At 68.0% G+C, this 20,559-nt stretch carries 18 protein-coding genes; 11 read left to right on the top strand and 7 right to left on the bottom strand.

Annotation, left to right across the window (positions count from 1 at the left end; translation table 11 throughout):
• Positions 1-436: hypothetical protein (locus DQP56_RS15205; protein ID WP_205868885.1), on the top strand; the 436-nt coding region annotated here is incomplete at its 5' end.
• A gap of 19 nt (positions 437-455) precedes the next feature.
• Here DQP56_RS15205 and glgP read toward each other — a convergent pair.
• On the bottom strand, positions 456-3,032 hold the full coding sequence (glgP, locus tag DQP56_RS15200) for an alpha-glucan family phosphorylase (protein ID WP_112686760.1): 2,577 nt from the start codon (positions 3,030-3,032) through the stop codon (positions 456-458).
• 305 nt (positions 3,033-3,337) lie between these two features.
• On the opposite strand from glgP, the gene DQP56_RS15195 reads away from it, so the two are divergent.
• Together DQP56_RS15195 and glgB are read left to right on the top strand one after the other, a co-directional pair.
• Entirely contained in the window at positions 3,338-5,383 is a 2,046-nt protein-coding gene (locus DQP56_RS15195) for an alpha-1,4-glucan--maltose-1-phosphate maltosyltransferase (protein ID WP_112686758.1), read from the top strand.
• A gap of 5 nt (positions 5,384-5,388) precedes the next feature.
• The gene (glgB, locus tag DQP56_RS15190) at positions 5,389-7,596 is read left to right on the top strand and encodes a 1,4-alpha-glucan branching protein GlgB (RefSeq protein ID WP_112686764.1); all 2,208 of its coding nucleotides are present in this window, start codon (positions 5,389-5,391) and stop codon (positions 7,594-7,596) included.
• A 64-nt stretch (positions 7,597-7,660) separates the two neighbouring features.
• Here glgB and DQP56_RS15185 read toward each other — a convergent pair whose 3' ends face one another.
• Both DQP56_RS15185 and DQP56_RS15180 read right to left on the bottom strand, forming a co-directional pair.
• Positions 7,661-8,554: a thioredoxin family protein gene (locus tag DQP56_RS15185; RefSeq protein WP_112686756.1), complete on the bottom strand. Its 894-nt coding sequence runs from the start codon at positions 8,552-8,554 to the stop codon at positions 7,661-7,663.
• 146 nt (positions 8,555-8,700) lie between these two features.
• Positions 8,701-9,882 (bottom strand): acetyl-CoA C-acetyltransferase, encoded by a 1,182-nt coding sequence (locus DQP56_RS15180; protein WP_112686754.1) that lies wholly within the window; start codon positions 9,880-9,882, stop codon positions 8,701-8,703.
• Between the two features lie 81 nt (positions 9,883-9,963).
• Between DQP56_RS15180 and mce the strand changes: the two genes are divergently transcribed.
• Positions 9,964-10,446, top strand: coding sequence for a methylmalonyl-CoA epimerase (gene mce / locus DQP56_RS15175; protein WP_112686753.1), 483 nt, complete (start codon positions 9,964-9,966; stop codon positions 10,444-10,446).
• A gap of 19 nt (positions 10,447-10,465) precedes the next feature.
• Here mce and DQP56_RS25305 read toward each other — a convergent pair whose 3' ends face one another.
• Genes DQP56_RS25305 through nucS form a run of 3 tightly spaced genes read right to left on the bottom strand, consistent with a single transcriptional unit; the run spans position 10,466 to position 12,607 of the window.
• Positions 10,466-10,762 carry an Rv1322 family protein gene (locus tag DQP56_RS25305; RefSeq protein ID WP_112686752.1) on the bottom strand — a complete coding sequence of 99 codons (297 nt, stop codon included), beginning with the start codon at positions 10,760-10,762 and terminating at the stop codon, positions 10,466-10,468.
• A gap of 24 nt (positions 10,763-10,786) precedes the next feature.
• Positions 10,787-11,881 carry an NADH:flavin oxidoreductase gene (locus DQP56_RS15165; protein WP_112686750.1) on the bottom strand — a complete coding sequence of 365 codons (1,095 nt, stop codon included), beginning with the start codon at positions 11,879-11,881 and terminating at the stop codon, positions 10,787-10,789.
• Positions 11,882-11,935: 54 nt separating this feature from the next.
• Entirely contained in the window at positions 11,936-12,607 is a 672-nt protein-coding gene (nucS, locus tag DQP56_RS15160; RefSeq protein ID WP_112686748.1) for an endonuclease NucS, read from the bottom strand.
• Between the two features lie 46 nt (positions 12,608-12,653).
• Between nucS and DQP56_RS15155 the strand changes: the two genes are divergently transcribed.
• Positions 12,654-14,258 carry an adenylate/guanylate cyclase domain-containing protein gene (locus tag DQP56_RS15155; protein ID WP_112686746.1) on the top strand — a complete coding sequence of 535 codons (1,605 nt, stop codon included), beginning with the start codon at positions 12,654-12,656 and terminating at the stop codon, positions 14,256-14,258.
• Positions 14,259-14,264: 6 nt separating this feature from the next.
• On the opposite strand, the gene glsA is transcribed toward DQP56_RS15155, so the two are convergent.
• Positions 14,265-15,539, bottom strand: coding sequence for a glutaminase A (glsA, locus tag DQP56_RS15150; protein WP_112686744.1), 1,275 nt, complete (start codon positions 15,537-15,539; stop codon positions 14,265-14,267).
• Positions 15,540-15,633: 94 nt separating this feature from the next.
• Here glsA and DQP56_RS15145 point away from each other — a divergent pair, with 94 nt between their 5' ends.
• The 6 genes from DQP56_RS15145 to DQP56_RS15120 all read left to right on the top strand — a co-directional run bounded on the left by DQP56_RS15145 (position 15,634) and on the right by DQP56_RS15120 (position 20,537).
• A complete protein-coding gene (locus DQP56_RS15145; RefSeq protein WP_112686762.1) occupies positions 15,634-17,139 on the top strand; it encodes a DNA-3-methyladenine glycosylase 2 family protein in 1,506 nt (501 codons plus the stop codon).
• Positions 17,136-17,627, top strand: a complete 492-nt coding sequence (locus DQP56_RS15140; protein ID WP_112686742.1) for a methylated-DNA--[protein]-cysteine S-methyltransferase — start codon at positions 17,136-17,138, stop codon at positions 17,625-17,627. The genes DQP56_RS15145 and DQP56_RS15140 overlap by 4 nt, the downstream gene beginning before the upstream one ends.
• A 90-nt stretch (positions 17,628-17,717) precedes the next feature.
• On the top strand, positions 17,718-18,062 hold the full coding sequence (locus DQP56_RS15135) for a hypothetical protein (RefSeq protein WP_133258939.1): 345 nt from the start codon (positions 17,718-17,720) through the stop codon (positions 18,060-18,062).
• A 222-nt stretch (positions 18,063-18,284) separates the two neighbouring features.
• Positions 18,285-19,244, top strand: coding sequence for a hypothetical protein (locus DQP56_RS15130; RefSeq protein WP_133258938.1), 960 nt, complete (start codon positions 18,285-18,287; stop codon positions 19,242-19,244).
• 10 nt (positions 19,245-19,254) lie between these two features.
• Positions 19,255-19,815 (top strand): hypothetical protein, encoded by a 561-nt coding sequence (locus DQP56_RS15125; protein WP_112686736.1) that lies wholly within the window; start codon positions 19,255-19,257, stop codon positions 19,813-19,815.
• Positions 19,815-20,537: a hypothetical protein gene (locus DQP56_RS15120; protein ID WP_112686734.1), complete on the top strand. Its 723-nt coding sequence runs from the start codon at positions 19,815-19,817 to the stop codon at positions 20,535-20,537. The genes DQP56_RS15125 and DQP56_RS15120 overlap by 1 nt, the downstream gene beginning before the upstream one ends.
• Positions 20,538-20,559: the final 22 nt, after the last annotated feature.

Raw genomic sequence — 20,559 nt, 5'->3', positions numbered from 1 at the left:
CGGTGGCGCCGGGGGTAATGGCGGCGATGGCGGTCACGTCTACGGCGGAAACGGTGGCAACGGCGGCAACGGTGGTACCGGAGTCGGCGCCGACGGCGGTCGCGGTGGCAACGGCGGCAACGGCGATGTCCGCGTGGATGTCAACAACGGCGGCGGCGGCAACGGCGGCGATGGCGGCAACGGCGGCAACGGCACCACCGGTGGAAACGGCGGTAACGGCGGCAACGGCACCAATTGGGGCTTCGGCGGCGACGGCGGGCAGGGCGGCAACGGCGGATCCGTAGGCCCGAATGGCAACGGCGCCGGCGGTACTGGCGGCAACGGTGGTGACGGCACCGCTGAGCAATACACCGGCGGCAACGGTGGAGCGGGTGGTAACGGTGGCGCAGACGGGACCCCCGGCACTACTGGAACCGCCGGCCAGAACCGTCCGTGAGCCCGGTAAGCCCCCGGCCTCAAGCCAAGGTCACCAAGCCCAGCTCGGCGTCGCCGGACAGCAGCGGGTGACTGGGCAACACCCGCACCGTGTAGCCGACCGCCCCGGCGACCGGTAGCGGGGTGGTCGTCGCGAACACTTCGGTTCCATCGGCGCCGGTGCGCTCATGTGCCATCACCACGGTGGCCGGATCCAGCAGGGTGTCATCGGAGTCCAGCCGGCCCAGCACCGCCTGCACCGTCACCTCGTCGGGCGCCAGGCCGGCCAACCGGACCGTGGCGGTCAGCGTCAGCTCCGACCCCAGTTGCGGGGTGTCGGGCAGACCGGTGCTGTCGACGTCGGTGATCTCGATGCGCTGCCAGGCGCGCTCCGCCCGGGTGCGGTAGTCAGCCAGCTGTCGAGCCGCACCGTAGGGCACCCCATCCACCGGTTCCCGGGTACGCCGCAGCGACTGCGCCGCCGGGGCATAGCACTGCTCGACGTAGTCGCGCACCATCCGCGAGGCAAGCACCTTCGGCCCCAACGTCTGCAGTGTGTGGTGCACCATCTCGATCCAGCGCGGCGGCACGCCACGTTCGTCGCGGTCGTAGAACTTCGGGACGACCGACTGCGCCAGCAGGTCATAGAGCGCCGCGGCTTCCAGGTCGTCGCGGCGGTTCTCATCTGCCACCCCATCGGCGGTGGGTATCGCCCAGCCGTTCTCCCCGTCGAACCACTCGTCCCACCAGCCGTCGCGGATGGACAGGTTCAGCCCGCCGTTGAGCGCACTCTTCATCCCCGATGTGCCGCATGCCTCCAGCGGGCGCAGCGGATTGTTCAGCCACACATCGCATCCGGCGTAGAGCCGCCGTGCCATCGACATGTCGTAGTCGGGCAGGAAGGCGATGCGATGACGCACTTCCGGGCGGTCCGCGAACCGCACCACCTGCTGGATCAGCGCCTTGCCGCCGTCGTCGGCCGGATGGGATTTGCCGGCGACGATCAGCTGAACCGGCCGCTGCTCGTCGAGCAGCAGTTGCTCCAACCGGTCGGGGTCGCGCAGCATCAGCGTCAACCGCTTGTAGGTGGGCACTCGGCGGGCGAAGCCGATGGTCAGCACGTCGGGGTCGAAAGCCGTTGCGATCCAGCCTAACTCGGCCTCGGAAGCGCCCCGGTCCAGCCCGGACCTCAACAACCGGAATCGGACCTCGTCGACCAGCACCGACCGCAGCTGCGATCGGATCGACCACAGCGCAACGGGATCGACCTGCTGCAGCCGCTCCCAGGCGGCAGGCTCGCTGAACGAATCCGCCGTCGCCAGGTCGCGGCCCAGCTGCAGCCATGGCGCCGCCGCCCAACTGGGCGCGTGCACACCGTTGGTGATCGAGCCGATCGGCACCTCATCGCGGTCGAAGCCCGGCCACAACCCGTTGAACATGGCACGGCTGACCCTGCCGTGCAGTCGGGACACCCCGTTGGCGCGCTGGGCCAACCGCAGCCCCATGTGGGCCATGTTGAAAGTGTCGGGGTCGGGCTCAGCGCCCAGTTCGAGGATCCGCTCGATGGGCACCCCGCTGGCCAGTGCGTTGCCGTCGAAGTAGCGGCGCACCATATCGATGCCGAACCGGTCGATGCCGGCCGGGACCGGGGTGTGGGTGGTGAACACCGTCGACGAACGCACCACTGCCAGCGCGGTGTCGAAATCGAGGCGTTGTTCGGCGATCAGCTCACGGATGCGTTCGATGCCGAGGAACCCGGCGTGGCCCTCGTTCATGTGGAACACCTCGGGGGCGGGGGTGCCGCTGAGCTCGGTGAACGCCCTGATTGCCCGAACCCCGCCGATCCCGGCCAAGATCTCCTGGCGGATCCGGTGCTCCTGGTCGCCGCCGTACAGCCGGTCGGTGACGCCGCGCAGCTGATGCTCGTTCTCACCGATGTCGGAGTCCAGCAGCAGCAGCGGCACCCGCCCGACCTGCGCCACCCAGATCCGGGCGCGCAACCGGCCTGCGCCGGGCAGTGCCACCTCGATCAGCGCCGGGTTACCGGCGGCATCGGCCAGCAGCCGCAACGGCAGCCCCTGCGGGTCCAGCGACGGATAGGTCTCCCGCTGCCAGCCGTCGGCGGTCAGCGATTGACGGAAGTATCCCGACCGGTAGTACAGCCCGACCGCGATCAGCGGCACCCCCAGGTCCGATGCCGACTTCAGGTGGTCACCGGCCAGAATCCCCAGGCCTCCGGAATAGTTGGGCAGCGCCTCGGCGACGCCGAACTCCATCGAGAAGTAGGCGATCGCGGCCGGCAGCGTCGCGCCGGCTTCCTGCTGCTGCTGGTACCACCTGGGCTGGGTCAGATATTCGTCGAGATCGGCCGACAGGGTCTCGAGCCGGCCGGTGAACGCCCCGTCGGCGGCCAATTCGTCAAGCCGTGCCGGACTCACGGCGCCCAGCAGTGCGACCGGATCCCGCCCGCAACCGGCCCACAGCTCAGGGTCGATGGTGGCGAACAACTCCTGTGTCGGCTGATCCCACGACCAGCGCAAGTTCATCGACAGTTGCTCGAGTGCTCGCAGCCGGTCGGGAAGGTGCGCACGAACGGTGAACCGCCGGAGTGCCTTCACACGTCATCACCTTACCGGCGGTTCAGCGAGGCTCGCCGGAGTTGGCCCGAAGGGCCGGCGGAGGCGAGCCGAAGCTGGGACCGCCGCACCGGCACGCCGGTTCAGCGAGGCTCGCCGGAGTTGGCCCGAAGGGCCGGCGGAGGCGAGCCGAAGCTGGGACCGCCGCACCGGCACGCCGGTTCAGCGAGGCAGCGGGAATCGCCGGACAGACGTGGCGATTCGGTTGCGAACCGGCCGCTTCGTGCCGGTCGAGATCCCCCGCCCATTACCGTGGGCGTCAAGAGCCCGCGGCGAACGGAGTGTGAGTGCCTGGTCGTGTCGAGATCGACGACGTCGAACCGGTCATCTCGTGCGGCCGCTATCCGGCCAAGGCCGTGGTCGGCGAGACGGTGCCGGTCAAGGCCACCGTGTGGCGCGAGGGCCACGACGCGGTCGCCGCGACGCTGGTGGTGAGTTATCTCGGACGCCGCTACCCACATCCCGGAGAGTCGCCGGCCGCACCGCCGGTTGCCGGCGCCGCGCCGCTGCACATCCCGATGCACATCGGGTTCGACGACTACGTGTTCCACGGCGCCTTCACGCCTGATTCGGTCGGGCTATGGGCCTTCCGCGTCGAGGGGTGGGGCGATCCGCTGCAGAGCTGGCGAAACGCCGTGACCGCCAAGCTCGAGGCGGGCCAGGGCGAGACTGAGCTGTCCAACGACCTGTTGGTCGGCGCCGACTTGTTCGACCGCGCTGCGGCCGCGATACCGCCCGCGCAGCGCCGACCGGTACAGGAAGCGGCCGCCGCCCTGCGCGCCCCCGGTGACCCGGTGGACCGGGCCGCGCCCGCCCTCTCGACAGCGGTCGAAGAACTGCTGGCCCGCCACCCGTTGCGCGAGCTGGTCACCCGCGGCGAGAACCACCAGGTGTGGGTGGATCGGCCGCTGGCCCGCCGCGGCGCCTGGTATGAGATGTTTCCGCGCTCGACCGGCGGCTGGGATAGCGACGGCAACCCGGTGCACGGCACCTTCGCCACCGCGTCAGCAGCGCTCCCACGCATCGCGGCGATGGGCTTCGACGTGGTGTATCTGCCGCCCATCCATCCCATCGGGCACGTCCATCGCAAGGGCCGCAACAACTCCACGACCGCCGAGCCGGGTGACGTCGGTTCGCCGTGGGCGATCGGCAGCGCCGAGGGCGGCCACGACGCGGTTCACCCGGGGCTCGGCACCATCGACGATTTCGATGACTTTGTGGCGGCCGCCCATCGCCTGGACCTGGAGGTCGCGTTGGATCTGGCGCTGCAGTGCGCACCGGATCACCCCTGGGCCAGTCAGCACCGGGAATGGTTCACCGAGTTGCCGGACGGCACGATCGCCTATGCCGAGAATCCGCCGAAGAAGTATCAGGACATCTACCCGCTGAACTTCGACAACGATCCGGCCGGCTTGTACGCCGAGGTGCTGCGCGTGGTCCGGTTCTGGATGGACCACGGGGTGAAGGTCTTTCGGGTCGACAATCCCCACACCAAGCCGCCGGACTTCTGGATCTGGCTGATCGCCGCAGTGAAGAACATCGATCCCGACGTGTTGTTCTTGTCCGAAGCCTTCACTCCGCCGGCACGCCAGTACGGTCTGGCCAAACTCGGCTTCACCCAGTCCTACACCTACTTCACCTGGCGGACATCGAAATCCGAGCTCACCGAATTCGGACAGCAGATCGCCGAGCTCGCCGACTACCGGCGGCCGAACCTGTTCGTCAACACCCCCGACATCCTGCACGCCAGCCTGCAGTCAGGCGGTCCGGGTATGTTCGCCATCCGCGCGGTGCTGGCGGCGACGCTGGGCCCGACGTGGGGGGTGTACTCCGGCTTCGAGTTGTTCGAGGACCGGGCGTTGCGTGAGGGCAGCGAAGAGTACCTCGACTCCGAGAAGTACCAGCTGCGTCCGCGCGACTTCGCCGCCGCCGTCGCCGAGGGCAGGTCTTTGGAACCGTTCATCGCCCGGCTCAACGAGATCCGCCGGATGCATCCGGCGCTGAGCCAGCTGCGTACCGTGCACTTCCACCCGATCGACAACGATGCGTTGCTGGCCTACAGCAAGTTCGATCCGGACAGCGGTGACACCGTGCTGGTGGTGGTCAATCTCAACCCGTTCGTCCCCGAGCACGCGACGCTGCGGCTGGATATGTGGGCGCTGGGAATGGAGGACTACCAACGATTCTGGGTGCGAGACCAGATCAGCGGCGAGGATTACCACTGGGGCCGGGAGAACTGGGTGCGGCTCGACCCGGCACGGGCGGTGGCCCACATCGTCAACATGCCACCGGTCAACGCGCAGGCCCGCACCGCCCTGCTGCGTCGCAGGTGAGTTCGATGGCCCGACAGTTGGCGCCCGCCGCGGCGGACCTGACCCGACTCCTCGCCGGCGAACACCATGATCCGCACGCGATCCTGGGCGCCCACGAGTACGGCGAGGTCACGGTGGTCCGGGTATTGCGGCCCCGCGCGCGCCGCGCGGTCGTGGTGGTCGGCACCGACCGATTCCCGATGCGGCATCTCGGCTCCGGGTTGTTCGCGGTTGCGCTGCCGTTGACCAGGCTGGCCGACTATCGACTCGAGCTGCACTACCCCGACGCGGCGGAGTTCGCTGAGCCGACCGGGATTCACATAGTCGCCGACGGTTACCGGTTCGCGCCGACACTCGGCGAGGTTGACCTGCACCTGTTCGCCGAGGGCCGCCACGAACGGCTGTGGGAGGTGCTGGGCGCCCATCGCCGCACATTCACCACGGCCGGCGGTGACGTGTCCGGGGTGTCGTTCGCGGTGTGGGCGCCCAACGCCGCCGGAGTGGGCCTGATCGGTGACTTCAACGGCTGGGACAGCAACGACGCCCCGCTGCGCGCGTTGGGTTCCTCCGGGGTCTGGGAGGTGTTCTGGCCCGACTTTCCGCCCGATGGTCTCTACAAGTTCCGTATCCACGACGCCGACGGCAGCGTCAGCGATCGTGCCGACCCGTTCGCCTTCGCTACCGAGGTGCCGCCGCGAACCGCATCGCGGGTGACGCACAGCGACTACCGCTGGGGTGACGCCGACTGGATGACGCAGCGCGCCGGCCGAGACCCGGTGGCGGAGCCGATGAGCACCTACGAGGTGCACCTGGGGTCGTGGCGGCCGGGCCTGAGCTATCGCCAGCTCGCGGTGGAGCTGACCGACTACGTTGTGCAGCACGGCTTCACCCATGTCGAGCTGCTGCCGGTCGCCGAGCATCCGTTCGGCGGGTCCTGGGGTTATCAGGTCACGTCGTACTACGCGCCGACCGCGCGCTTTGGCACACCCGACGATTTCCGGGTGTTGGTCGATGCGCTGCACCGCGCCGGCATCGGTGTCATCGTGGACTGGGTGCCGGCGCACTTCCCCAAAGACGCGTGGGCGCTGGGCCGGTTCGACGGCACCCCGCTCTACGAGCACGCCGACCCGCGCCGTGGTGAACAGCTCGACTGGGGCACCTACGTGTTCGACTTCGGTCGTCCCGAGGTGCGCAACTTCCTGGTGGCCAATGCGCTGTACTGGCTGACCGAGTTCCACGTCGACGGGCTGCGGGTGGATGCCGTGGCGTCGATGCTGTATCTGGATTACTCCCGTCCCGCCGGCGGCTGGACACCCAACATCCACGGTGGCCGGGAGAACCTCGAGGCGGTGCAGTTCCTGCAGGAGCTGAACGCGACCGCGCACCGGGTGGCGCCGGGAACCGTGACCATCGCCGAGGAGTCGACCTCCTGGCCGGGCGTGACCCGCGATACCGGCCTGGGCGGCCTGGGCTTTTCGATGAAGTGGAACATGGGCTGGATGCACGACACGCTGTCCTATCTCGGTCATGACCCGGTGCACCGCTCCTATCACCACCATGAGATGACGTTCTCGATGCTGTATGCCTACAGCGAGAACTTCGTGCTGCCGATCAGCCACGACGAAGTGGTGCACGGCAAGGGCACGCTGTGGAGCCGGATGCCCGGCGACGATCACGCCAAGGCCGCCGGGGTGCGCTCGCTGCTGGCCTACCAGTGGGCGCATCCGGGCAAGCAGTTGCTGTTCATGGGCCAGGAATTCGGCCAACGCGCCGAGTGGTGCAACGAGCGTGGCGTCGACTGGTTCCAGCTTGATCCCGGCACCGAGCCCGACGGCTACTCCCCCGGTATCCTGCGGCTGGTCGGCGACATCAACGCCCACTACCGGGCGCTGCCCGCGTTGTGGAGTCAGGACGGCGACCCGCGGGGCTACTCGTGGATCGATGCCAACGACTCGACCAACAACGTGCTGAGCTTTCTGCGCTACGGCGCGGACGGTTCGATGCTGGCCTGCGTGTTCAACTTCTCCGGGATCGAGCACGCCGACTACCACCTGGGCCTGCCCCGCGCCGGCCGGTGGCGCGAGGTGCTCAACACCGACGCGATCGGCTACCGCGGTTCGGGGGCGGGCAACCTGGGCGGCGTGGAGGCCACCGATGATCCGTGGCACGGCCGGCCGGCCTCGGCGGTGCTGCTGCTGCCGGCCCTGTCGGCGCTATGGCTGGCGCCCGCGTAGCGGCGAGCGCCAGCGCGGCGGAGCCGGGCGCCGCGGATCGGCCCCATCGGATCAGCGCGCCAGGTCAGTACAGCGCGTTGGCCAGGTTGCGCCGACCGGCGATGACCTCGGGGTCGGCCGGGTCGAAGAGCTCGAACAGCTCCACCAGCCGGGTCCGCACCGTACTGCGTTCGTCACCGGAGGTTCGCCGCACCAGCGCGATCAGCCGGTCGAACGCCGCGGTGACGTCCTGATTGAGAATCTGCACATCGGCCGCGGCGAAGGCGGCCTCGATGTCGTCGGGGGAAGCATCGGCGCGTGCCGGCGCATCCGGCTGCCGGCCGGTTGCGCGCTCCAGGAACGTCAACTGGCGCAGCGCCGCCTTGGCTTCGACATGGTCGGGGTCGGCGTCGAGCAGCGCCTGATAGGAGTCGCGAGCCGCGGCGAAGTCACCGGCGTCGAGTTGATCGCGGGCCCGGGCGAGTACCGGGTCCACCTGCTCGGGCTGCTCGGTTTCGCCGCCGCCGGAGAGCTTGCCCGCGGTGGCCGACAGCAGCGAATCCACCCAGCGGCGCAGCTGGTCGGGTGGCTGCACCCCCTGAAAGCTGGTGATCGGTTGGCCGGCGGCAAGCGCCACCACGGTGGGTACCGCTTCCACGCCGAACACCTGCGCCACCCGTGGAGCGACGTCGACGTTGACGGTGGCCAGCGACCACGTGCCGCCATCACTGGTGGCCAGTGCGCCCAGCGTGTCGGCCAGCTTGATGCAGGCCTCGCTGCGAGGCGACCACAGCAACACCACCACCGGCACCTGGTTGGAGCGGACCAGCACCTCGTCTTCGAAGTTGGCCTCGGTGATCTCGGTGGCGCCCGGCGGGGCGGAGCCGTCACCGCCGGCACCACCGGGCGGTTGCTTGAGTCCGGACAGATCTACTGCTCCGGCCAATGCCGGACCGATCGGGGGTCGAGGACGCGTCACGTCTTCAAGTCTGTCACGCCGCCGCAGCGCCGGTGCCGATGGCTGATTTCGGGGCCGACGAGCCCGCCTATGACCAAAATCACATCCCGAATCCAACGATGCGAAACCGGCGAATCCAGCAACCTACGCGACCGTAAGGACAGGGCCTATCCGGTCCGCAGAATCAGCGAGTCGCCCTGCCCACCGGCACCGCACAGCGCGGCTACCGCGTAGCCCGAACCGCGGCGTTTGAGCTCGAGGGCGGCGTGCAGCGTGATACGCGCCCCGGACATGCCGATCGGGTGCCCGACGGCGATCGCGCCGCCGTGGATGTTGACGACGTCAGGGTTCACCCCGAGTTCCCGGGTCGAGGCCAGCGACACCGCCGCGAACGCCTCGTTGATCTCCACCACGCCGAGCTGGTCGACCGAGATGCCCTCCCGGGCGATGGCCTTTTTGATGGCATTGGCCGGCTGCGACTGCAAGGTCGAGTCCGGCCCGGCGACCACGCCGTGCGCTCCGATCTCGCACAGCCAGTCCAGTCCGAGCTGCTGAGCCTTGGCCTTGCTCATCACCACCACGGCGGCCGCGCCGTCGGAAATCTGCGACGACGAGCCCGCGGTGATGGTGCCGTCCTTGCGGAACGCCGGCTTGAGCCCGGCCAGTGATTCGGCGGTGGTGTTGGCCCGGATGCCCTCGTCCTCGGTGAACTCCAGCGGATCTCCCTTGCGCTGCGGGATCTTCACCGGCACCACCTCGTCAGCGAACACCCCGTCCTTCCATGCCGCGGCGGCCCTGCGGTGCGATTCGGCCGCGAGTTCGTCCTGCTCGGCGCGGGTGAACTTGTCGGCCTCGTTACGTTGCTCGGTGAGTGCACCCATCGGCTGGTCGGTGAACACGTCGTGCAGGCCGTCGTAGGCGAGGTGGTCCAGCACGGTCACATCGCCGTACTTGTAGCCGGACCGGCTGTCCATCAGCAGGTGCGGTGCCTTCGTCATGGACTCCTGGCCGCCGGCCACCACCACGTCGAACTCGCCGGCGCGAATCAGCTGGTCAGCCAGCGCGATGGCGTCGATTCCGGACAGGCACATCTTGTTGATGCTCAGCGCCGGAACGTCCCAGCCGATGCCGGCGCCCACCGACGCCTGCCGCGCCGGCATCTGGCCCGCGCCGGCGGTGAGCACCTGGCCCATGATCACGTACTCCACCAGCGAGGCCGGGACGCCCGCCTTCTCCAGGGCCCCGGCGATGGCGATCGCGCCCAGGTCACTGCCGGAGAAATCCTTCAGCGAACCCATTAGCTTGCCGATCGGGGTCCGGGCCCCAGCAACGATCACCGATGTGGTCATGACTACCTCCAAGCCGGATGTGGGCGCCCGATCTGCCGGATCGCCGCAGCGCGATGTTTCTGCTCAGGTTACCGTTGCGTTATGACGACCGAATCCGTCGCTGGCCCGTTAGACGTACGCCCCACCCTGGCCTCCGCCCTGGTGACGGCGATCGACCACGTCGGCATCGCGGTGCCGGACCTGGAAGCGGCCAAGAAGTGGTATCACGACCAGCTCGGCATGATCGTGCTGCACGAAGAGGTCAATGACGAGCAGGGCATCGTCGAAGCGATGCTCGCGGTGCGCGGCGCCCCGGTCGGCAGTGCCCAGCTGCAGCTGATGGCCCCGATCGACGAGTCGTCGACGATCGCGAAGTTCCTGGACAAGCGCGGCCCGGGACTGCAGCAGCTCGCCTACCGGACCAGCGACATCGACGCGCTCTCGCAGCGACTGCGCGACGAAGGTGTCCGATTGATCTACGACGCGCCGCGGCGCGGCACCTCGAACTCGCGGATCAACTTCATCCACCCCAAGGATGCCGGCGGGGTGCTGATCGAGTTGGTCGAGCCCGCCGCGGCCCACTGACACACTGCGCCCACTGCGGTCACGACCATTTACGGGTCGGACCGCGGGTTGCGCGGTTGGCCCAACACGGTGTGTGCCAATGCCGGCGATCATCGAGCGCTGCCTCACCCGCATCGGCCCGCCACACCACCACGTGCGCGATACCGCCGCGAATCTCGTGATCGCATCCCGGGCATCGATAGGTCTTGACGGCCCGCGCGCCGGCGATCGGCCGCACCGCGTACTCGTACCCATCGGGGCCAGTCTCCAGACGCTCCTGGGCCGGCACCGGTAGGGACGCCTGTCGCCGGCGCGACGGGCTGCGGCGGCGAACCATGCCGGACAGCCTAACGACGATCGCTTAGGCCAACGCGGCGAGCGCTGCCGCCGCGTCGTAGCCCCCGAACCCGTCCAGCGCGCCGCGGCGCAACCGGTCCACCCAGGTCGGGTCGGCGAGCAGCGCCCGGCCTACCGCCACCACGTCGAACTCGCCGGCGTCGAACTGCTCGACCAGTCGGTCGATGGGCGCGGGCTGGATCACCTCGCCCCGCTTTTCGCTGCGGAACTGCGTCTCCAACCCCACCGATCCCACTGCGATGACCGGCGCCTCCGTGACCTTCTTGGTCCACCCGGCCAAGCTCAGTTCGGGGTCGTCGTCGGGGAACGCCGGCAGGTAGTGCCTGCGCGTCGAGGGGTGCAGCACATCCACACCGGCCGCGACGAGGGGCGCCAACAGTTCCTGCAATTGCGCCGGATCGTCGGCGATCGACGCGGTGTAATCGGTGCCCTTCCACTGCGAGAAGCGGAAGATGATCGGGTAGTCCGGCCCCACCGCGGCACGTACCGCGGCTACCACTTCGGCCGGGAACCGCGTCCGCTCGGCCAACGATCCGCCGTAGCCGTCGGTGCGCCGATTCGTTCGCTCCCAAAGGAATTCGTCCAGCAGGTAGCCGTGGGCGCCGTGGAGCTCGACCGCATCGAAGCCGACGTCGCGCGCGCTGGCGGCGCTGGTCGCGTACAGCTGCGAGAGCGCTTGAAGTTCATCGGTTCGCAACGCCCGGCCCCGCGGGTTACCGTGGCCGTCGATACCCGACGGACCGACCGGCACCACACCGTCGGTGTCCTCGCGTTGCACGCCCTGGTGCCACAACTGGGCGGCGATCGTCGCGCCCTCGGCGTGCACGCCATCGACAACCCGAGTCCAGCCTGCGAGCACCTCATCACCCGCTATCGTCGGCACGCTGAAGGGGTAACCCGCGGCCGGATCGGGCAGCCGGATGCCTTCGGTGATGATCAGCCCGACACCGCCGGCGGCACGCCGTCGGTAGTACTCGGCGACATCGGTGCCCGGGACCCCGCCCGGCGACGCCTGCCGCGTCATCGGCGCCATCGCGAAGCGATTCGGCACGGTCAGCGAGCGGACGGTCAACGGTTGGAAGAGATCTTTGACCGCCATGGAGCGATGCAACGCTCCGCCGCCGTCTGCTATTCCGCCGCCGACGCCCAGCGGTCAGAACAACCGGTATTCATCGCTGTTCATGCCGCGCATTGCGTCGTAATCCAATGTCACACAGCGAATACCACGATCGGTCGCCAGCGTTCGGGCCTGCGGCTTGATCTGCTGGGCGGCGAACACCCCGCTCACCGGTGCGAGCCGACTGTCACGGTTGAGCAGTTCCAGATACCGGGTCAGCTGCTCGACACCGTCAATCTCGCCGCGCCGCTTGATCTCCACGGCGACCGAGCGTCCCTGCTCGTCGCGACACAGCAGGTCCACCGGTCCGATCGCGGTCATGTACTCCCGACGCACCAGGCTGTAGCCCTCGCCGAGCAGCTCGACATGCTCGGCGAGCAGCGCCTGCAACTGGGCCTCCACACCGTCTTTGACCAGACCCGGGTCGACACCGAGTTCATGGCTGGAGTCGTGCTCGATCTGCTCGATGGTGATCCGCAACTGGTCGCCGGTCTTGTTCGTCACCACCCACACCGGGAACTCGCCGGCGGTTTCCTCGGTGAGCCGGCACGGCGGACTCATCCAGTTCAGCGGCTTATAGGCACGGTCGTCAGCGTGCACACTGACCGAACCATCGGCCTTCAGCAGCAGCAGTCGCCGGGCCGACGGCAGGTGCGCGGTGAGCCGGCCCACGTAGTCGACGGTGCACTGGGCGATGACGAGTCGCATCCGAACCACCTTAGGGGCAGCGCCGAGCAATTATTCTTACGCCACGATGAAAGCGCCGAAGACGACCGCCCAACGGATGAGCCGGGTTCTGGAGCTGTTGACCCGCCAGACCGACCAACTGCCCGAAACCCCGGAATACGGCTCCTGGTTGCTCGGCCGAGTGTCAGAAAGCCAGTATCTGCGGCGGATTCGCATTCAGTTCATCATGACGGTGGTCATCGTGGGCACGAACCTGATCGGGATCGGCGTGGTGGTGATCCTGGTGACGGTAGCCTTTCCTTCGCCCAGCGTGTTCGCCGATGCCCCGAGATGGCTGACGTATGGCGTCGTACCGGGCTATGTGGCGCTGGCATTGATCTTCGGTACCTACTGGATCACCCGGCGCACCATCAAGAAGTTGCGCTGGGCGATCAGAGAGCAGCAACCGACCCAGGTGGACGAGCGCAATGCGTTCCTGGCGCCGTGGCGGGTAGCCCAGGTGGTGCTCGCGTTGTGGGGCGTGGCCGCGATGCTGTTCACAGTGCTGTACGGGATGGCCGACCATTACTTCATCCCGATCATCGCGTTCACCGTCGGCGTGTGTGGCATCCAGGTGGCCACCGCCTGCTACCTGTGCACCGAATTCGCGTTGCGGCCGGTGGCCGCCCAGGCGCTCGCCGCCGGGCCGCCGCCACGACGGTTCTTCTCGGGCATCATGGGCCGGACCATGATGGTCTGGCTGCTCAGCTCGGGCGTACCGGTTCTGGGCATCGCGCTGACGGCCATCTTTGCCTTGGTGTTGAAGAACCTGACCATGACCCAGTTCGGTATCGCTGTGCTGATAGTGGCGCTCGCCACCGCCATCTTCGGCTTCCTGTTGATGTGGATTCTGTCCTGGCTCACCGCAGCTCCGGTGCGGGTGGTGCGCGCCGCGCTCAGGCGAGTCGAGCAGGGCAACCTGGGAGCCGATCTGGTGGTGTTCGACGGAACCGAACTCGGCGAACTGCAGAGCGGTTTCAACGCGATGGTGCACGGGCTGCGGGAGCGGGAACGGGTGCGTGACTTGTTCGGTCGTCACGTCGGTCGCGAAGTTGCAGCGGCCGCAGAACGCGATCGGATCCAGCTCGGCGGCGAAGAACGCCATGTCGCAGTGCTTTTCGTCGATATCATCGGCTCAACTCAGATTGTGACCTCCAAGCCCGCCACCGAGGTCGTCACCCTGCTCAACCGGTTCTTCGCGGTGGTCGTCGACGAGGTCGACCGCCACCGGGGGCTGATCAACAAATTCGAGGGCGATGCGACCCTTGCGATCTTCGGCGCACCCAACCATCTGCCCCAACCCGAAGATGAAGCGCTGGCCGCCGGTCGCGGCATCCTCAGCCGGCTGGCCGACGAGGTGCCGGAGATCCGCGCCGGTATCGGCGTGGCGGCCGGCCAAGTCGTCGCCGGAAATGTCGGCGCCAAAGAACGTTTCGAGTACACCGTGATCGGCGAACCAGTCAACGAGGCGGCCCGGTTGTCCGAGCTGGCGAAAACCCGCCAGCTCCCACTGTTGACCACGGCGCAGACGCTGCGCGCCGCCTGCATCAGCGAGCAAGCCCATTGGGTACTGGGCGATTCGGTGGTACTGCGCGGGTATGACCAGCCCACCGTGCTGGCCGGGCCGCTATAGCCGTCGCTAGGTCACCCAGGTCTCGCTCGCGGCGAGAGCGTCGTCGACCGTGGCGAACACCCGCGTCCCCCGGGTCGCCGGGTCGGACGTCAGCGCTCCTCCCGGATCGACGAGAAGGCCCCGTTTGCCCAGGCTCTGCAGCTCGTCGGCCAGTCCGGCGAGCAGGGCACGCGCCGGGTCGCTGATGGCGTGCAGCCGCGACACGTCGAGGATCGCGACGCCGAAGTCGCCGCAGTCGCCGGTGGCGGTGCGGGCCACCTGTTCGGCGCCGGCGAAGAGCAGGTCTCCGTGCACCTCGTAAACCCGAACGCCCGGGCGGGGCGTGTAGACGCCACGAATAGCCGAGTGAGCTTCGCTGCTCACCGTCAGGAAATGCAGGCCGAGCTGTTGAGAAAGGCTGCGGCACACCAGCACTCCGCGCACACTGTTGCCCTTGGCGTCGATCCGCGGCGAATAGACGCCGATGCCGAGCTGGCCGGGCAGCACCGCCACGATGCCGCCACCCACTCCGCTCTTGGCCGGCATGCCGACCGCGCTGACCCACTCGCCGGCGGCGTCGTACATACCGCAGGTCACCATCACCGACAATGTGCGCCGGACCACCGCCGCGTCGGTCACCTGCCGCCCCGTCAACGGGTTATAACCACCCCGCGCGAGCGTCGCCGCCATCCGGGCCAGGTCGGTGCTGGTGACCTTCAACGAGCACTGCCGGATGTAGACGTCGAGAGCGTCATCGGGGTCAGCGTCAAGAGCACCGAAACTGTCCAGCAGGTACGCAATCCCGCGATTACGGCTGCCGCTGGCCTTCTCTGATCGGTAGACGTCCTCGTCGAAGTCCAGACCGCGTCCCGCACAGGCACTGTAGAACTCCCGGATCAAGGCGAATCGGTCGTCGGCCGTCGCGCCCGGGATCAGCGAGCACGCCACTATCGCGCCGGCGTTGATCATCGGATTCTTCGGCACCTGGGTGACCTGGTCGACGCTGATCCTGTTGAATCCCTCGCCGGAGGGTTCCACCCCGATCCTCGCGTCGACGTCCGCATGCCCCAACTGGTCGAGCGCCAGCGCGTAGGTGAACGGTTTGGAGATCGATTGCATGGTGAACTGCGCCTGGGCGTCGCCCGATTCATAGACATAGCCATCCGATGACGACAGCGACAGACCGAAGCCGGTCGGGTCGACCCGCGCCAGCTCCGGAATGTAGCTGGCCAGGGCACCGATGTTCACCTCGGCATGCTCGGCCAGTATCCCGTCCAAGTACCGCTGCACCAGTGCCGTCACGTCCAGATGGTAGCCCCGGCGAGCGGCGTGGGACCCGCACTATCGTGTCGTATTCCCGCTAGTGTCGGCGGTCGCCGCATGCGATGGTTACAACGTGCACGACGACTTCGACCGCTGCTATCGTGCCGTGCAGTCCAGCGACGCCCGCTTCGACGGCTGGTTCTACACCGCCGTGCTGACCACCCGGATCTACTGCCGGCCCAGTTGCCCGGTACGGCCCCCGCTGCCGCGGAACGTGCGGTTCTACCCCACCGCTGCCGCCGCTCAGCGGGCTGGCTTCCGGGCCTGTAAACGCTGCCGGCCAGACGCCGCCCCGGGATCGCCGGAATGGAACGTCCGCGGCGACCTTGTGGGCCGGGCGATGCGGTTGGTCGCCGACGGCACGGTCGACCGCGAAGGGGTGGTGGGTCTTGCCGGGCACCTCGGCTACTCCACCCGCCAGTTGCAGCGCCTGCTCCACAACGAGGTCGGAGCCGGTCCGCTGGCACTGGCTCGCGCCCAGCGCGCGCAGACGGCCCGGATTTTGATCGAGACCACGGATCTTCCGTTGAGCGACATCGCGTTTGCGGCCGGCTTCGCCAGCATCCGGCAGTTCAACGACACCGTCCGCGCGGTGTGGGCCACCACGCCGACGGCCTTGCGGCACCACGCGGCCGCGCGGTCCAAGGCCGAATCCGACCGGCACGCCCCGAGCCCGGGAGGGCTGTCGCTGCGTCTGCCGGTGCGCACCCCGTTCGCGTTCGAGGGGGTCTTCGGCCATCTGGCGGCCTGCGCGGTTGCCGGTTGTGAGGAGGTACGCGACGGTGCGTACCGCCGCACCCTACGACTGCCGCACGGCAACGGCATCGTCAGCCTGACTCCGGCCCCCGACCACGTCCGGTGCGGCCTGGTACTCGACGATTTCCGGGACCTCACCGCCGCGATCACCCGCTGCCGGCGGCTGCTGGACCTCGACGCCGATCCGGAGGCCGTCGTCGAGGCTCTCACGGACGACCCCGAACTGGCGCCGCTGGTGGCCAAGGCGCCGGGCCAGCGGATCCCCCGCACCGTCGACGAAGCCGAACTGGCGGTGCGGGTGGTGCTCAGCCAGCAGGTGTCGGTCAAGGCGGCCCGCACCCATACGCGGCGGTTGCTGCTGGCCCACGGTGAACCCATTGTCGACCCGGCCGGCGGGCTGACTCACGTCTTCCCGTCGGTCGAACGGCTGGCCGATATCGACTCCGACCAGCTGGCGCTGCCCCGGGCACGTCGGAGAACGCTGCTGGCCCTGGTGGCCGGCCTCGCCGACGGCAGCATCAGCCTGGGCGCGGGATGCGATTGGGGCCGCGCCCGGCAGTCGTTACTGGAGCTTCCCGGCGTCGGCGCGTGGACTGCCGAACTCATCGCCATGCGCGGCCTGGGCGACCCCGATGCGTTCCCGGCGACCGATCTGGGGGTGCGGGTGGCCGTGCGCCGGCTGGGTTTACCCGAGCAGCCGCGGGCCCTGACCGAACGCAGTCTCCGCTGGCGCCCGTGGCGGTCGTATGCGACCCAGCATTTGTGGACTGCCCTCGATCACGCCGTGAACGACTGGCCCCGGACGTCCAAGGAGATCGCATGACCTATCAGCGCACCATCGACAGCCCGATCGGCCCGCTCACCCTGGCCGGCGGGAACGGCAAGCTCAGCCATCTGCTGATGCTCGACCACTCCCATGCCCCCGACCGCACCGGATGGCGCCGCGACGACTCCGCTTTCCCCGACGTCGTCGAACAACTCGAGGCGTACTTCGCCGGGGATCTCACCGAATTCGAGTTGAGCTATGAGATGGCCGGCACCGAGTTTCAGCGCCGGGTGTGGACCGCGTTACTGACGATCCCCTACGGCCAGACCCGCTCCTATGGCGAGTTGGCAACACAGATCGGGACACCGACAGCCTCGCGCGCCGTGGGGCTGGCCAACGGCCGCAACCCGATCTCGATCATCGTGCCCTGCCACCGGGTCATCGGCAGCAACGGCAGCCTGACCGGCTACGGCGGCGGTATCGACCGCAAGCGGACCTTGTTGGACCTGGAGCGGCGGCACAGCCACGCCACGCTGTTCGACTGACTTGGCGTTCGACTGACTTGGCGTTCGACTGACTTGGCGGACACGGCCGGGTGAATTGGCCGTCTCCGCCGATGCCGATAACCTGCTCGCGTGACCACACCGGGACTTAGCGTTGTGCCGGCCGGACTGCGCACGCTGGCGCAACGCTGCGACATTCTCGCTGGTCAGGTCGGTGTGCCGTTGCCACCGGTAACCGCAGCCGGCTGGCAAACCAGCGGGGGCGCGGCGAGGGCAGCCAGTGCCGCCGCGAACTGGGTCAGCGGCGTCCTCGCCGGCCGGATGCAGGCGACAGCGGCCAAACTCAGCGACGCTGCGCGTGACTACGAGAAGATGGACGACGGTGGCGCAGCGGCGTTGGCCGCAGTGGGCTCGGGCTACCCGGGAGGCTACCCCGGCGGAGACGGCGGCGCCGGTGGACGCGGGCTGCCGAGGTAGCCATCAGTGACGCTGAGCAATGGTTGGCCGTCGCTCTCCGAGGTGACGGCGGCGAGCTGGGAACACCTCAAGACCGCGGGCGAGAGCTGGTCGCATCTGGCCGACACGTGGGAGAGCTCCTTCGATGAAGTCCGCAACGCGTCGGTGCGCCCTGGCGGCACCGCCTGGGAAGGCAGCGGCGCCCACGGCATACAGGAGCGGACTGCCGCCGACGCCGTCACGGTGCGGGCGCCGGCCGATCAGCTCCGCGTCGCCGCCGAGATCGCCCGCCGATGCTGCGGTCAACAGGACACGAACAAGCAGTCGGTACTCAGCGCAGTAGAGGCCGCCGTGCGCGACGGGTTCACCGTCGACGACGACTACACCCTCGCCGACACGCTGCCCTACTACAGTTCTGCCGCCGAACGTGACGCGCGAGAACGGGCCGCAGACGGGCACGTCAGCGCGATTCGCACCCGCCTCAACAACTTGGTCAACGCCGAGGCCGACATCGCCCGCGACCTCAGCACCGCCACCGCCGGGTTCGAGCACCTGCGCTTCGCTGAAGAAGGCGCCGACGGCGGAGCGGGCGCAGCTGGCCTGCCCCACACGACGCCGCCAAGTGAAAAGACTTCACCGGGCACCGAACCGCAGCGCAGCGCAGCAGACGATGCCGCCAGCTTCGTCCCGCAACTGAAAGAGGTGCTGATCGCTGGTCAGGGCGCGATCGCTGGCGGCACTGCAGACGGCGTGCGTCAGACAGTGCTCGACGTAGTCGCCAAAGGGCCCGGCACCGGCCCCGGTGCGGCTGACCCCGGTTTGTTGAAATGGTTCGAAGATCCGAAGATCGGCGGCGTCGAGCTAAAGGGATTCTCCCGAGTGGCCCGGGTGACCGGTGTTGCCGCCGCGGCACCCGCCGTGATGTCCGACATTCATGATGGAAACACAGTTGCCGAAGCCGTCACTCGTGAAGGCGTGGGGGTGGCAGCGGGACTCTGGGCAGGCGCTCAAGCTGGTGGGTTCGCCGGTTCGTTCATTCCGGCTCCTGGGGTGGGTACTGCGGTTGGCGTGGTCATCGGCGCCGGTGTAGGCGGCTTGACCGCGATGGGGACATCCCGATTTGTCGAAATGGCCTGGGATCCGGTCACAGATGCCGTGGACAGCGTCGCCCGTGGCGCGAAATCGCTCTTCGGTTCCGGATAGGCGCGTGGCTATGCGATTCGATGAGTTCGTTGCGCGGAACGGCGTCGCGGTGTCTCCGGTCGATCGGTTCGACGGCTTTGCCGTGGATGTGGGCGCACCCCCGGACTGGGAACCCTTCGATGCCACCGTCGGCGTCGGGGCTCGGATCTGCCGCGGCGACTCGTCTATCAACGAATTCTGTACTAACGCGGTGCTGACACTTCATCGTGTCGAGGTATCGCTCGACGCCGGTGAGGTATTCGCCATGCTGTCCGAACAGCAAATGCAATCGGTGTCAGGCTGCCACGAACTGCACCGGGAACTCGCAGCAGCCACTGAGGGACCCGGCGGCGCGGGGACACTCGTCGTACGGATTAGCCATGAACTCGGCACCATCGACAGCGTGTCTCGGTCGAGAATCATCCCGACCGAACAGGCGACGCTGATCGCGCAACTGACCGTGACCTCGCTACACGATTCGACGGTGGACCGGCAGAATATCTGGCTAGCGGTCCGACAAGGTGCCGCAGGTCGCTCATCCGCTGGTTTTGCGGGCGGAGCTCCGGCGAGCAGAAATCGGGATGGCCGCTGATGACAAGGACCAAAACAAAAATTCATTGGGGACGGGCGCTGCGCTATACCTTTGCCGCAGCGCTGTGTCTGTTGATGCCTGCCGTGATCCACGCTGGCTTGCAGTGGTACTGGGCTGTCATCGTGCTTTGCCTGGCGTTCCTCCTAGTCGTCAGCCAGCGCCAGATCTTTCGGCCGGGCATCAGCCGCACAGCGAATGAGGTCGTCTGTCGCTACGTCCCCTGGTACGAGGGCACTGCGTATTTCCTGTGCTTGGCACTTCCACTGATGGGTGTCGCCGCTATTGCGGCCGGGCGCGAGCCCGGAAACCCGGCGCGGATTCTGTTCGTCGGCTTCGTACTGCTGGCCGCTATGCCGATCATCCTGTGGAGTGTCGTACAGCTGCGGCGCCGATCTCTACTCTGCATCTCCCCGTCGGCACTGACCCTACGACTAGCCACTCCCGGTTCTAAGTTGACCGAAATCCGCCGCGAGCACGTCGAGTCGATCACCTCCAAGATGGTCCGGAACCCGGTCAACGGCCAGTCATTACAGACCGAGATCGCCTACCGCGCCGCGGATTCGAACAACGCCGACATCCAGACTGTCCTGCTCGGCCTGCATCTGAGCGTCCAACCGATCAACCTCGCTAACGCACTCGTCGCCTGGAACGACGGCGCCGAAGAAGACCCGGACGAGTTGCTGGATCGGATCGAACAGACTCTTCGAGGTCAGTCAAACTGACGTGACGCAGTTTGCCTAGGCC

It is taken from the genome of Mycolicibacter senuensis (assembly GCF_003284925.1).
In the GTDB taxonomy this organism is placed as follows: domain Bacteria; phylum Actinomycetota; class Actinomycetes; order Mycobacteriales; family Mycobacteriaceae; genus Mycobacterium; species Mycobacterium algericum_A.
The sequence above is the reverse complement of the archived record's forward strand: the minus strand, read 5'-3'. Positions and strand labels throughout refer to the sequence as shown.

What these genes read in the sequence shown, in the direction of transcription:
- glgB (WP_112686764.1), top strand. Translation starts at nt 5,389, where the DNA reads ATGGCCCGACAGTTGGCGCCCGCCGCGGCGGACCTGACCCGACTCCTC.
- DQP56_RS15180 (WP_112686754.1), bottom strand. Translation starts at nt 9,882, where the DNA reads ATGACCACATCGGTGATCGTTGCTGGGGCCCGGACCCCGATCGGCAAG.
- mce (WP_112686753.1), top strand. Translation starts at nt 9,964, where the DNA reads ATGACGACCGAATCCGTCGCTGGCCCGTTAGACGTACGCCCCACCCTG.
- DQP56_RS25305 (WP_112686752.1), bottom strand. Translation starts at nt 10,762, where the DNA reads ATGGTTCGCCGCCGCAGCCCGTCGCGCCGGCGACAGGCGTCCCTACCG.
- DQP56_RS15165 (WP_112686750.1), bottom strand. Translation starts at nt 11,881, where the DNA reads ATGGCGGTCAAAGATCTCTTCCAACCGTTGACCGTCCGCTCGCTGACC.
- nucS (WP_112686748.1), bottom strand. Translation starts at nt 12,607, where the DNA reads ATGCGACTCGTCATCGCCCAGTGCACCGTCGACTACGTGGGCCGGCTC.
- DQP56_RS15155 (WP_112686746.1), top strand. Translation starts at nt 12,654, where the DNA reads ATGAAAGCGCCGAAGACGACCGCCCAACGGATGAGCCGGGTTCTGGAG.
- DQP56_RS15140 (WP_112686742.1), top strand. Translation starts at nt 17,136, where the DNA reads ATGACCTATCAGCGCACCATCGACAGCCCGATCGGCCCGCTCACCCTG.
- DQP56_RS15125 (WP_112686736.1), top strand. Translation starts at nt 19,255, where the DNA reads ATGCGATTCGATGAGTTCGTTGCGCGGAACGGCGTCGCGGTGTCTCCG.
- DQP56_RS15120 (WP_112686734.1), top strand. Translation starts at nt 19,815, where the DNA reads ATGACAAGGACCAAAACAAAAATTCATTGGGGACGGGCGCTGCGCTAT.